14 protein-coding genes are annotated in these 13,259 nt (G+C 28.6%); 4 read left to right on the top strand and 10 right to left on the bottom strand.

Translation table 11 applies throughout. The features are described 5' to 3' along the window. Positions 1–208: 208 nt before the first annotated feature. From BEN51_RS00265 to BEN51_RS00250, 4 genes are all read right to left on the bottom strand, one after another. Entirely contained in the window at positions 209–676 is a 468-nt protein-coding gene (locus BEN51_RS00265) for a GNAT family N-acetyltransferase (RefSeq protein WP_418219550.1), read from the bottom strand. A 15-nt stretch (positions 677–691) separates the two neighbouring features. Next, on the bottom strand, positions 692–1,936 hold the full coding sequence (locus tag BEN51_RS00260; protein WP_119864129.1) for a glutamate-5-semialdehyde dehydrogenase: 1,245 nt from the start codon (positions 1,934–1,936) through the stop codon (positions 692–694). A gap of 23 nt (positions 1,937–1,959) precedes the next feature. Continuing rightward, complete coding sequence (gene proB, locus BEN51_RS00255) at positions 1,960–2,772, bottom strand: glutamate 5-kinase (protein ID WP_119864128.1); 813 nt, start codon at positions 2,770–2,772, stop codon at positions 1,960–1,962. Between the two features lie 109 nt (positions 2,773–2,881). After that, on the bottom strand, positions 2,882–3,463 hold the full coding sequence (locus BEN51_RS00250; protein WP_119864127.1) for a DUF1836 domain-containing protein: 582 nt from the start codon (positions 3,461–3,463) through the stop codon (positions 2,882–2,884). A gap of 214 nt (positions 3,464–3,677) precedes the next feature. On the opposite strand from BEN51_RS00250, the gene trhA reads away from it, so the two are divergent. Together trhA and BEN51_RS00240 are read left to right on the top strand one after the other, a co-directional pair. Beyond that, positions 3,678–4,331, top strand: coding sequence for a PAQR family membrane homeostasis protein TrhA (gene trhA / locus BEN51_RS00245; RefSeq protein WP_119864126.1), 654 nt, complete (start codon positions 3,678–3,680; stop codon positions 4,329–4,331). Positions 4,332–4,558: 227 nt separating this feature from the next. Further along, positions 4,559–4,990 (top strand): Dps family protein, encoded by a 432-nt coding sequence (locus tag BEN51_RS00240; RefSeq protein WP_119864125.1) that lies wholly within the window; start codon positions 4,559–4,561, stop codon positions 4,988–4,990. 66 nt (positions 4,991–5,056) lie between these two features. On the opposite strand, the gene BEN51_RS00235 is transcribed toward BEN51_RS00240, so the two are convergent. From BEN51_RS00235 to BEN51_RS00225, 3 genes are read right to left on the bottom strand one after another with little or no spacing between them, the layout of a single operon-like run. After that, on the bottom strand, positions 5,057–5,809 hold the full coding sequence (locus BEN51_RS00235; RefSeq protein WP_119864124.1) for a hypothetical protein: 753 nt from the start codon (positions 5,807–5,809) through the stop codon (positions 5,057–5,059). After that, the gene (locus BEN51_RS00230) at positions 5,809–6,684 is read right to left on the bottom strand and encodes an ABC transporter ATP-binding protein (protein ID WP_119864123.1); all 876 of its coding nucleotides are present in this window, start codon (positions 6,682–6,684) and stop codon (positions 5,809–5,811) included. Before BEN51_RS00230 ends, BEN51_RS00235 begins: the two co-directional genes overlap by 1 nt. After that, complete coding sequence (locus BEN51_RS00225) at positions 6,662–7,048, bottom strand: GntR family transcriptional regulator (RefSeq protein WP_119864122.1); 387 nt, start codon at positions 7,046–7,048, stop codon at positions 6,662–6,664. Before BEN51_RS00225 ends, BEN51_RS00230 begins: the two co-directional genes overlap by 23 nt. Before the next feature lie 248 nt (positions 7,049–7,296). On the opposite strand from BEN51_RS00225, the gene BEN51_RS00220 reads away from it, so the two are divergent. Continuing rightward, positions 7,297–8,907, top strand: a complete 1,611-nt coding sequence (locus BEN51_RS00220) for an ABC-F family ATP-binding cassette domain-containing protein (RefSeq protein WP_119864121.1) — start codon at positions 7,297–7,299, stop codon at positions 8,905–8,907. Positions 8,908–8,979: 72 nt separating this feature from the next. On the opposite strand, the gene BEN51_RS00215 is transcribed toward BEN51_RS00220, so the two are convergent. The 3 genes from BEN51_RS00215 to BEN51_RS00205 form a co-directional block, all read right to left on the bottom strand. Further along, positions 8,980–9,768: a Cof-type HAD-IIB family hydrolase gene (locus BEN51_RS00215; RefSeq protein WP_119864120.1), complete on the bottom strand. Its 789-nt coding sequence runs from the start codon at positions 9,766–9,768 to the stop codon at positions 8,980–8,982. Positions 9,769–9,940: 172 nt separating this feature from the next. Next, positions 9,941–11,668 carry a ferredoxin hydrogenase gene (locus BEN51_RS00210; RefSeq protein WP_119864119.1) on the bottom strand — a complete coding sequence of 576 codons (1,728 nt, stop codon included), beginning with the start codon at positions 11,666–11,668 and terminating at the stop codon, positions 9,941–9,943. Between the two features lie 292 nt (positions 11,669–11,960). Beyond that, on the bottom strand, positions 11,961–12,272 hold the full coding sequence (locus BEN51_RS00205; protein WP_119864118.1) for a DUF1622 domain-containing protein: 312 nt from the start codon (positions 12,270–12,272) through the stop codon (positions 11,961–11,963). An 84-nt stretch (positions 12,273–12,356) separates the two neighbouring features. Between BEN51_RS00205 and BEN51_RS00200 the strand changes: the two genes are divergently transcribed. After that, entirely contained in the window at positions 12,357–13,250 is an 894-nt protein-coding gene (locus BEN51_RS00200; protein WP_119864117.1) for a phosphatidylserine decarboxylase, read from the top strand. The last annotated feature ends 9 nt before the right edge of the window (positions 13,251–13,259 follow it).

The following is a 13,259-nucleotide window of genomic DNA, read 5'->3' as shown; positions in this document are numbered from 1 at the left end:
TAACATTTTATTCGTATTTGTGCAATAGTTATTTTGTTTTTTATTATTTTTTATTAAATTCTTTAATAAAAATCCATATTTTTCTTGTTAACGTATTCATAATCGGGTAAAAACACGAACATTCACCCTTAAAAAGTCCTATAACAATTCGTGGTATAAATTACAAAAAAGAAGAGTGTTTCTACTCTTCTTTTTGTGATAATATCTTTTATTTTATATAATGCATCTTTATATGATCTATTCCAGCTTCCTCATATATATCTGATACAGCCTCAAAACCTAATGCTTCATATAAATTTCTTACATAAAGCTGTGCAGATAATTTAATTTCATTTTCTTCTAATTTATAGAAAATAAAATCCATAGCTTTTTTCATCATTTCTTTAGCAATACCAGACCCTCTATATTCCTTCAAAATAAGAACTCTGCCAATAGAAGGGGCATCATAAGAAACTCCTGCCTTCAATATTCTACAATATCCTATAAGTTTATCTTTATAGCACACTAATAGATGGTAGGCTTCTTTATCCTTATCATCAAAATCATTCTCACAGGTTATTACTTGTTCGCATACAAAAACTTCATATCTAACTTTTGCTATTTCATAAAATTCATCTATAGATAAATCATTAAAATTTTTGATTTTATAAGTTATTAATTCTTTATCTAATATCACTCTTTACCACCTAAATTATCTGATTTGACCATTACCATAGATTATATATTTTACTGTTGTTAGTTCCTTAAGGCCCATAGGACCCCTTGCATGAAGTTTTTGAGTACTTATTCCAATTTCTGCTCCAAAACCAAATTCACCGCCATCAGTAAATCTAGTTGAAGCATTAACATATACTGCAGCTGCATTTACTTTATTTAAGAATTTCTGAGAATTTTTATAGCTTTCAGTAATTATTGCTTCTGAATGTCCTGAACCATATTTATTTATATGACTGATTGCTTCATCTACATCTTTAACGATTTTAACTCCTATTATATAATCTAAATATTCCCTTCCCCAGTCTTCTTCAGTAGCAGCTTTTACATCTTTAAGAATATTTATTACCTTTTTATCTCCTCTGATTTCAACAGACTTTTCTCTAAGTTCCTTTACTATTATAGGTAAAAATTCAGCAGCTATCTTCTCATTAATTACTATTTTTTCCGCTGCATTACAAACCCCTGGTCTAGAAGTTTTAGCATTAATTATTATATTTTTAGCCATTTCAAAATCAGCATTTTCATCAACATAAATATGACAGTTACCTACCCCTGTTTCTATAACAGGAACTGTAGCATTCTTTACAACAGTTTGAATTAACCCTGCTCCTCCTCTTGGAATTAAAACATCTATATATTCATTTAACTTCATCATTTCCGTTGTAGCTTCTCTTGATGTATCTTCTATAAGCTGAATAGAAGCCTCTGGTAATCCAGCTTCCTTAACTTCCTCTACAAGGACTTTAACTATTGCCTTGTTAGAATTTATAGCGTCACTTCCACCTTTTAAAATAACTGCATTTCCCGTTTTTAAGCATAAGGCAGCTGCATCAGAAGTTACATTTGGTCTGGCTTCATATATTATTCCTATAACTCCCATTGGAACTCTTTGCTTACCAATTTGAAGACCATTTGGTCTCTTCCACATTTCTATTACTTCTCCAACAGGATCATCAAGAGCTGCTATTTCTCTAACTCCTTTAGCCATTCCTTCTATTCTTTCTTCATTTAAATATAACCTATCAATAAGGGAAGCAGGAGTACCCTTTTCCTTTGCTTTTTCAATATCTATTTCGTTTGCCTTGATTATTTCTTCCTTATTCTTAAGTAAAGCTAATGCCATAAGCTCTAAAGCCTTATTTTTTTCCGATGTTGATGCAACCCCAAGATCATAAGAAGCTTCCTTAGCTCTTTTTCCTAATTCTCTTACTGTTTTCATAGCCCTCAACTCCTATTTTTATATTACTTTTTATTTGAAACAAATAATGTTCCTATCTCTTCTCCATTTAAAATATTTAATAGTATTTCTGGATTTTCTCCATTCGCTAAAACCATATCAACTCCAGCCGCTGTTGCAGTTCTAGCTGCAGTAAGTTTAGTTATCATTCCACCAGTTCCTAGACTGCTTCCAGCTCCACCACAACAAGCTTCTAATTCCTCAGTTATTTCTGATATTTCTCTTATTAATTTAGAATTTTCATTTTTCCTTGGATCAGAATCATAAAATCCATCAATATCTGATAATATTATTAAAATATCTGCCTTAACTAATTTTGATACTATAGCAGATAAATTATCATTATCACCAAACCTAACAATATTTTCAATTTCATCAATAGATACTGTGTCATTTTCATTTACTATTGGAATTATTTGATTTTCTATTAAGGTTTCAAAGGTATTACAAACATTATTTCTAACATGCTCATCTTCAACAACATCTCTTGTTAATAAAACCTGACCTACTACATGACTGTATTCTCCAAAAAACTTACTATATATATGCATAAGTTCACATTGCCCAACTGCTGCTACAGCCTGCTTTTCTCTTATCGTTGTTGGCTTTTCTTTTAAATTAAGTTTTGAAACTCCAACTCCAATTGCCCCAGAAGTTACAAGAACAACTTCCTTCCCAGAATTCATAATATCCGAAAGTATTCTGGCCAGCTTTTCTATTCTAGATAAATTTATTTTTCCATTACCGTAAGTTAATGTGGATGTTCCAACCTTTACTACTATTCTTTTGTAATCTTTTATTTTATCCCTATTACTCATTTTTATTCTCCCCAAGTTATATATTAATTTCACTTTAATTTTAATAATTATTATAATACATTGTTTTCTAGAGAAATAGTCTTAATTAAAAAATACTAAAAAATTTCTTTTAAAGTTTATTAAAATATTCATCTATTAGTTTTTCTCCCATTTTTCTATACATATTACTCATGCTTATAAAAGAAACTAACAATAAGAAATTTCTCTCAAATTCATTAATTTGAATTTCACCATTAGATTTTATATTTTCAATATCCTTTCCTATGTTTTCTATAGAGCATTCTACTTCATTAACAGCTCTTTCATTTCTACTTAAGAATAATTTATATAATTCCCTTAATGGATAACCCTCATTCTTTTCTAAAGACCCTACTATAGTATTTAACACACTTTTAATATCACTTATTGATAATGCACCCTTTAAATTATATATAAGACTCATTAATATTAAATGTTCTTTTGTATATTTTTTATTTCTAACAGGCATTAATAACTTTCCTTTAGAATAATTATTTATCATAGTTTTAGTTAAGGCCTTATCATCTTCCTTTCTCTTACTGTCCTTAAACTTATTATCAAATAATTGAATCACCTGATCCATATATAAATCAAGCTCTGGTAACTCCTCTAAAGATATTTGCTTATTTAAATTTAAACTATTAAATAATTCCATTAATTCCTTTGTATCCATAACTTCCTCCATATAGTTTTTAAAACTACTTGTTGTGATTTATATATTTAAATATACTAGAAAGCTTAAGATATTTCAAGATAAGTGAATAAAAATAAGAAAAATTAGTCATTATTAATAAATAGAAGCTTTGACATTCATAAATATAATAGTTAATATTACTATAATAATACATAGTTTTAAAAACTATATGTTGAGAGGTGAATACTTTATTATGAAATCAATAACTAAATTAAGAGAACCTATAAATTGCTTAACTCATGGAATAGGCTTTGTTTTATCTCTTATTGCTTTAATTTTAATGACTACCAAAGGAATAATTAACGGACTAAATGGAAAGGGAATTTCAGCCCTAGTAATATTCGGAGTAAGCTTATGCCTGCTATATTTAACATCTTCAACTTATCATGGGGTAAAGTGTAAGGAAAATATTATTCTAACCTTAAGAAAATTAGATCATTCAATGATTTTTGTATTAATTTCAGGCTCCTATGCTCCTTATTGTTTAATAGCATTAGAAGATTTTAATGGAACTTTGTTCTTTATAATAATTTCAGCATTAGGAATTCTAGGCATAATATTTAAACTCCTTTGGTTTAATTGTCCTAGATGGCTACAAACTGCTCTCTATATAGCTTTAGGCTGGGCTGCTGCTTTTTTAATAAAACCTTTATCAAATGTCTTAGACTTTCCAAGCTTACTCTTCTTAATTATTGGAGGGGTTTTATATACAATAGGAGGAGTAATTTATGGTTTAAAGCCTGAAAAGATGAAATTTGGTCAATTTGGCTTTCATGAAATATTTCATATATTTATAATGTTAGGCAGCCTTTGCCACTTTATATCTGTTTTCTTTTATATAATATAAAAACTTTTCAATAAAATAATGTACAATGAAGATAGTACTCCTCCATTGTACATTATTAATTTTGATCGCACATTTCATTATCAAATAACAACTATTATTTGATAATGATTTTCTTTATCAATTGAATTGACTTTTCATTTATATAATGATACTATTAATACATAGAAAAGATGTAAAGAGTACAGAATAATATAGATAAATTTAATATATAGAAGGAGGAAAAATTTATGAAAAAAGAACTTAATCAATATCTTGCTAATTTAGCAGTACTTAATGTTAAACTTCACAATTTACACTGGAACGTTGTTGGCGAACAATTTAAAGCTATTCATGAATTTACAGAAGGATTATATGATGCATATTTCAAGCTATATGATGAAATTGCCGAGTTATTAAAAATTAGGGGCGAATATCCTGCCGCTTCATTAAAAACTTATTTAGAAATTGCAACTGTAAAAGAATTAGCTGAAAATGTTGATTTCTCAACTAAAGAAGTTTTAGATATTATAATAGCTGATATGCAGCTTATGAAGAATCTAGCATTAAACATTAGAACTTTAGCTGATGAAGCTGGAGATTTTGAAATTATTGCTGAAATGGAAGATCATATTAAAGATTATAACAAAAATCTTTGGATGCTATCTGCTATGACTAAATAGTGGAAAAAAGAGAGATTATTAAAGGCCTTATGGCCTTTATATAATTTCTCTTTTTTATTGAATTGATTATTTTTCCTTGACTACCATTTTCCTAATTAACAAATATGAAACTCCAGTTAATAAAACAAAAGAAACTATAAATGTTAATATGGGAGCATAGACATTATTAGGATTTATTCCTAAAATATATTCCATAAATCTAGTTATTTTATTTGCTATATATGGATAATTATACATATACACGCTTATCATTATAATAGCCATTACTGGAGAAATAGAAACTACTATTTTCATAAATTTATTGCATTTATAATAAATCATAGCTATTGCAGACCCCAATGCAAAAAACATTAAATACTGTGACATTTGAAATAAGAAAGTATTAATGATAGTTATAATATCATTTTGTTGAACCCAAACCTCTCCAAGCATACCGCTAACTATATTGTAGTCAGTAAATCCCATATCATATATAGTTGGACTTTTAGTAAATAAATTATATAACCTATTTATTATGATATCAATAATAGACATAACCCCTGATATTGGTATTATTGATAAAGCTGTTCCTATTAAAAAAGTTTTTCTTGATATATTATTGGCTTTTATAAAATGAAAAATTTCCTTAAACATAGCTATTCCTGCTACAAAAGAAAATATAACTGTTGAAAATTCCCCTCCTGAGATAGTCACTTCTCCCTTAGTATTTATAGTAAAAAGAGCAGATAATAACAAAAATAGCATGCAAATAGAGTAATATATTATTAATGATTTTCTCATCACGCTCCAAAAGTACTTTGATACCTTTTTTATCTCCATTAGATAGTTCCCTCCTTACCAGTTAGATATATAAACAACTTTTGAAGTTCAACCTTAGAAATTTCTAAGTTCATTCTTTCGATTTCCCTCTTATCATTTTTAGATATTTTACCTGCTATCGTTGCTGCTTTAAATCCTGCAAGAGAATCAACATTAATGCATTTCTTAGAAGAAATATATTCATCAACTTTTTCTGCTGGTCCAGATACTATATATGCCTCATCTAAAAGACTTTCTACTTCTTTATCGCTAAGAACTTCCCCATCCTTTATTATGATTACTTTTTCTAAAATATCTGAGATTTCTTCTATAATATGAGTTGAAATTATAATTGTTTTCGGCTCTTCGATATAATTAGAAACTAACTCTTTATAAAATAAATCTCTATGATTTGCATCTAATCCTAAAACTGGTTCATCAAAAATTAATATTTCCGCTCCGGAAGCAAGTGTAATAATTATTTTACATATAGAAGAATATCCTGTAGAAAGATTTTTAAATTTTTTATTTATATTAAGCCCAAATTTTTTGCAAAGCTCTAATGCATAATCCATATTAAAATTCTCATAAAATTCCCTGCTCCATTTAAGTAATTCCTTTATCTTCATACTTTCAGGATACAAGTTTTGTTCTGTCATAAAATATATTTTTCTTGTTACCTTATCGTTCTCTATAACACTTTCCCCATCTATAGTAATACTACCTTCACTTGGAAAAATTCTATTATTTATAAGATTTAATAAAGTAGTCTTCCCTGCACCATTTCTTCCTAATAAACCATAAATCTTATTTTCTTCTATTGTTAAATTTACATTTTTTAAAACTAAATTATTGCCATAGCTTTTTGACAAATTAGATATTTGTATTAGAGCCACAACTATTCCCCCTTTTTATCATTTCTATAATATCCTCTATAGATATTCCTAACTTCTTAGCTTCTTCTATTAATGCCACTACATAATTTTTATAAAAACTATCTTTTCTCTTTTGTATTAGAATTTCTTTACTCCCCTTTGAAACGAACATTCCAACACCTCTTCTTTTATAAATTATTCCTTCATCTACTAACAAATTAAAGCCTTTTGCCACTGTCGCTGGATTAATTTTAAATTTTACTGATATTTCTGTAGTTGATGGGATTGCTTCATCCTCTTTAAATATTCCTTTTAAAATACCATCTTCAATAGACTGGGCTATTTGAATATATATTGGTATTTCACTATTAAAATCTAATTTCATTACATACCTCCTTTATATATTCCTTATAGTATACTATTCTTCCTTGCTTATTTGGTTCATTACTCTTGTAATTAACTATATGTGTTTAGGAATATTTTGTCAACACGTTTTTAATAATTGTTTAAAAAAATTCTTACTTCCTCTCTTTCCAAGAAAATTTATTAATATTTGTTTTACCTTTAGGTGAAAATATGTTAACTTATATGATATAATAACGAAATGAATAATATAGAAATGAGGTTGTTTTAGTGATAACTGTATCAAACGTAAGTTTAAGATTTGGCGGTCGTAAGCTATTTGAAGATGTAAACTTAAAGTTTACACCTGGTAACTGTTATGGTGTTATTGGTGCAAACGGCGCCGGTAAAAGTACATTTTTAAAAATTCTATCTGGAGAAATTGAACCAAACACTGGGGAAGTTCATATTGATCCTAATACAAGAATGTCTGTTTTAAAACAAGACCACTATGCTTTTGATGAATATGAAGTTTTAGAAACAGTAATAATGGGTAACAAAAGATTATATGACATAATGAAGGAAAAAGATGCCCTTTATGCAAAAGCAGACTTTTCAGAAGAAGATGGAATAAAAGCAGCTGAACTTGAAGGTGAATTTGCTGATATGAATGGATGGGAGGCTGAATCAGATGCTTCATCATTACTTCAAGGCCTAGGCATAGGAACAGATATGCATTATAAGAGAATGTCTGAATTAGCCGAAAGTGATAAAGTTAAAGTTCTTTTAGCTCAAGCATTGTTTGGTAATCCTGGAATATTAATTCTAGACGAGCCTACTAACGGTTTAGATTTAAAAGCAATTAACTGGCTAGAAGACTTCCTTTTAGAGTTTGAAGGTATAGTAATAGTTGTATCTCACGATAGACATTTCTTAAATACTGTATGTACAGTAATGGCCGACGTTGACTTTGGAAAAATTAAGTTCTATGTTGGTAACTATGACTTCTGGTATGAATCAAGCCAATTAGCATTAAAAATGGCTAAGGAACAAAATAAGAAGAAGGAAGAAAAGATTAAGGAATTACAAGAATTTATTGCAAGATTTAGTGCTAATGCTTCAAAATCTAAACAAGCAACTTCTCGTAAGAAATTATTAGAAAAAATAACATTAGATGATATCCAGCCATCAAGCAGAAGATATCCATTCGTTGGATTTAAGCCTGAAAGAGAAGTAGGTAATGATATTCTTGTAGTTGAAGGCTTAACAAAAACTATTGATGGAGTTAAAGTTTTAGATAACGTAAGCTTTAGAGTTAATAAGGATGATAAAATTGCCTTTATTGGTGATAATGATATTGCTATTACAACTCTATTTAAGATAATTACTGGAGAAATGGAAGCAGATGCTGGGGAGTATAAATGGGGAATTACAATAACAACCTCTTACTTCCCTAAAGATAATACAGAATTCTTTGAAAACTGTGAGTTAAACTTAGTTGAATGGCTAAGACAATATGCTGGTAATACCCTAGAAGAACAATCTGAATCTTACTTAAGAGGCTTCCTTGGAAGAATGCTATTCTCAGGAGAAGAAGCTTTAAAGAAAGCTAAAGTTTTATCTGGGGGAGAAAAAGTTAGATGTATGTTATCTAGAATGATGTTATCTACAGCTAACGTACTAATTTTAGATCAACCTACAAACCACTTAGACCTAGAATCTATTACAGCTGTAAACAATGGATTAAGAGATTTCAAGAGTGTTGTATTATTCTCATCTCATGACCATCAATTTGTTCAAACTATTGCAAATAGAATCATTGATATTAAAGAAGATGGATCAATTGTTGATAGAGTTATGACTTATGATGAATACTTAGAGTTCTCTGGAAAAACTAAATAAATTAATATATAGTGAAAGGCAGATTCTAATCGAATCTGCCTTTTTAAACCTTTTGTAAAATATTTTCCAATATTAATTGAATACAAGTATCTTATTAATACATTCAGCTACGCTATTAACTATATTATTAGCCTGCTTCTTTACCCCATCTTCTGCATAAGTAAAGGTAAAGCTTTTATCTGTTATCTCAAACATTGAAATGTCATTATAAGAATCACCTATAACATATAAATTTTCTAACTTAATTCCTATCTTATCTGATAAATTTTTTAATGCAATTCCCTTAGAGCAGTTTTTAGGAGCTATATCAACAAAGAATTGATTTCTAAAGGCTTCAATTCTATCTCCATAATTTTTAATTAATTTATTCTTTATTTCTTCAGCTGCCTTTATATCTTCATCTATTGCCATTACACTTATTATTGGGTACTTCCTGTTTTCATTTAATACTATTTCCTTAGGAAGTATATTTTTAAATAATTCTCCTATTTGATTTTTCACTTCAATCTCAGTCTCTATAGAATAAGCAATTCCCTCATTTTCAAAATGAACAAACATATTTTTATATTCTATAATATCTTTAAATATAAGTTTAGCAATTTCAGCATCAATATAATTATCGTATATAACATTATCATCCTTATCTAATACTACTGATCCATTGCAAGCTACTAGGTAATCATATTTTATTTGAGGATAATTATTTAAAGCTCTTTTTATGCCTTCTAAGGGCCTTCCTGTAGAAATAATTAACTTATTTCCTTCAGACTTAAATCTTAATATAGCTTGTACATCCTCTTCTCTTATAGAGTCATCTTTTTGGAGCAATGTTCCATCCAAATCGGAAGCTAAGTACTTCATAAAATCCCCTCCATTTATACATTTACTGATAATTATATCATAAATTAAATACAAAAATTTTCAAAAAACAAAAACCTCCATAAGCCTTATATATTAAAAAATAATCTTTTTTGCCTTTTATTTTATGCAAAGAAAACTGCTACAAAAATTGTAGCAGTTCCCCTAAATTAGCTTATTTAGTATATTTAAAATGTAATAATTCGTGAGCCTTACCTTCACCTGGTTTACCCATATAAGTATCATACATTTTTAATAATGCACTATTTTCATGTGACTTTCTCTTTTTAACAATATTCTTATCTTGGTTGTATAAAACTGATGCTCTTACTTTTCTTATATCTATATTCATCCTATCTGTTGCATTTACGTGTGGTTGTCCACCACCATTTACGCATCCACCATTACATGCCATTACTTCTATAAAATGATATTGCTTTTCATTAAGTTTACCGCTATTCATAAACTTAAATAAGTTTGATGATCCATTAATAACTGCAACATTATATTTTTCTCCACCAATTTCAACAACAGCTTCTTTTATTCCTTCAAGACCTCTTACTTCTTCATAATCAATCTTATCTAAGTATTCTCCCTCAACAAAATCCTTAGCTGATCTTAAAGCTGCCTCCATAACTCCACCAGTTGCACCAAAGATAGCACCTGCACCAGAGTATTCTCCCATTGCTGGATCAACTTCACTATCTTCTAATTCAGCAAATTTGATTTTTGCATCTTTTATCATTTTAGCTAATTCCCTTGTTGTAATTACAGCATCTATATTTCTTATGCCTTCAAATTCCATTCCTGGTCTGTCAGCTTCATATTTCTTAGCTGTACAAGGCATTACTGTAACTGTGAATACATCTTTTGGATCTAATCCTTCAACTGCTGGATAATAAGTTTTACTTGCTGTACCAAATATTTGTTGAGGTGACTTAGCAGTTGATAAATTTCCTAAGAATTCTGGGAAATAATTTTCTACTTGTCTTACCCAACCTGGACAGCAAGAAGTAAACATAGGGAATGGTCCTCCATTTTTAATTCTTTGTATAAGCTCTGTAGCTTCTTCCATTATTGTCATATCAGCTCCAAAGTTAATATCAAATACCTTATCAAAACCAAGCATTCTTAATGCAGTATAAAGTTTACCTGTTACGTCAACTCCATATCCCATTTTAAAGGCTTCACCCATTGCTGTTCTAACAGATGGTGCTATAGCTACAATTACATGTTTCTTTTCATCTGCTAAGGCTTCCTTAACTCTATCAATATGTGATTTTTCTTGTAATGCAGCAACAGGGCATGCAATTACACATTGTCCACATAGTAAGCAATTTGTTTCATCAAAGCACTTTAAGTTATCTGTTCCGATAATCTTATCTCCATCTACATCTATAAATTTAATTATTTCAGTACTAGTTTTAGTCTTACAAGCTGCAACACATCTACCACACTTAACACATTTTGTTCTATCTATTACTATAGATGCACTTCTTTCATCAACATATTCTGATTTATCTTGTACTATAAAAGGCTTAGATGCTTTAGCCTTAGTTTTAATTACTAATTTTAAGAACTCGCAGTTTTCTCTTCTGCTACATGGTCCACATTTAAATTCATGCTTGTCTAAAAGTTCAGAAACTCTTAATTTAACCTGTTCTTGAACTCTTTCTGTACTTGTATTAATAACCATTCCATCTTCTGGTTTTATACAGCAAGCTTTTTGAAGTTCATCTTGTCCCTCTATTTCTACTAAACATACACCACATTGTCCAACATTACTACAATCATCAAGAAAGCAAAGGGCTGGAATATCTATTCCGTTTTCTTTAGCAACTTTCATTAAATTTGAATCATCATCTACTGTTATATTAATGCCATTTATAGTTATATTCTTCATTTAAAAACTCCCCCTATAAGTGCTTTGATAATTACTATGTATTCAACTTATAATAATTATTATTATTTCACAATTATTTGTATTGGCGCGATTTTCTCCACATTTGATTTTACGACAAATTTATCAATTGGACAACCTTCTTTTTCAGTAAATTATATCCAGCAGACTTCATTTTTGATGTTTTTTGTAAAAAACTTATAATTTTTTTATCTATTCTTAGATACTTTTTTAACAATTTTTATTTTTTCTAAACTTTATTTAAAAATTATTATATTTTCATTATTTACATCTACTATTCTTTCATTTCCCAATGGATAACAAAGGCTAAAATGGCTCTTAAGATGATTATTGCTGCTAATATGTACATTTCCTCTAAGGATCTTACTATAACTGTTTTTAAAATTTCCGCTCCTAATTTAAATTCAAGTGCTAAAGTTAATGATTGAGCAAATTCTACCTTTATTGGAAAACTCTTTTTTGTAAGTATTCCTAGTGCAAATTTGTAAAAAGCCTTAATTGCTCCTACTATTATTATTAATATCCCCATTAACTCAAGAATACTAATAATTATCGGCGTTACTAATTCTACAATTCCCTCTAACATAATAAACCTCCATATTTATATAATTTAATTAGTATTATATTTATGTTATTATAATATCATAAAATATAATTTATGAGGTAACTTATGATACAAGTATATAATAGAGAAAAAAGAAAATATGAAATTGAAAAAGTAGCAGGAGATAAATATTTAAAATGGTGTTATGAGTCACCACTAGGAAAAAGCCTAACTGAACTATTTATTAAAAAGAAATTATTTTCTAAACTTTATGGCTTTTATTGTGATAGCAAATTTAGTAAAAGAAAGATTCCTGACTTTATTAAGGAATTTAATATAGATAGTAATTACTTTTTAAAGAGAGAAACTGACTTTGAAAGCTTTAATGACTTTTTTATAAGGGAATTAAAAAAAGAAGCAAGACCTATTAATAAAGAAGATAATATATTAATTTCTCCGGGAGACGGGCGTTTATTGGCCTACGAAAATATATCTATAGATAAGTTAATTCAAGTAAAAGGAATTCACTATAACTTATCTGAACTTATAGCTGATGATACTATAGCTAGACAATATGAAGGAGGAACTTGTTTAATTTTAAGATTATGCCCTACAGATTATCATAGATTTCACTTCATAGATAAGGGAATCCCTCTAGAAAATCACTTTATAAATGGAAATTATTATTCAGTTAATCCTATAGCTATTGAAAAAATTCCTAAACTTTATTGTCAAAATAAAAGAGAATGGTCAATATTTAAATCTGAAAATTTTGGTGATGTGCTTCATATAGAAGTTGGTGCCACTTGTGTTGGATCAATAATTCAAACTTATAAACCTAATACTAAAGTTGAAAAGGGCGCTGAAAAAGGATATTTTAAATTTGGAGGTTCCACCACAATATTATTCTTGAAAAAAGGAAAAGTAAAAATTGATGAGGATATAATTGAGCAAACAAATAAAGGCTTTGAATGTAAAGTTTTAATGGGTTCCTCGATAGGCAAAAAGATTATTAGTTAGGAGTATTAT

Source organism: Clostridium isatidis, from assembly GCF_002285495.1.
GTDB classification, from domain to species: domain Bacteria; phylum Bacillota; class Clostridia; order Clostridiales; family Clostridiaceae; genus Clostridium; species Clostridium isatidis.
Note: the sequence above shows the minus strand (reverse complement) of the source record. Positions and strands in the feature narration are given on the sequence as shown.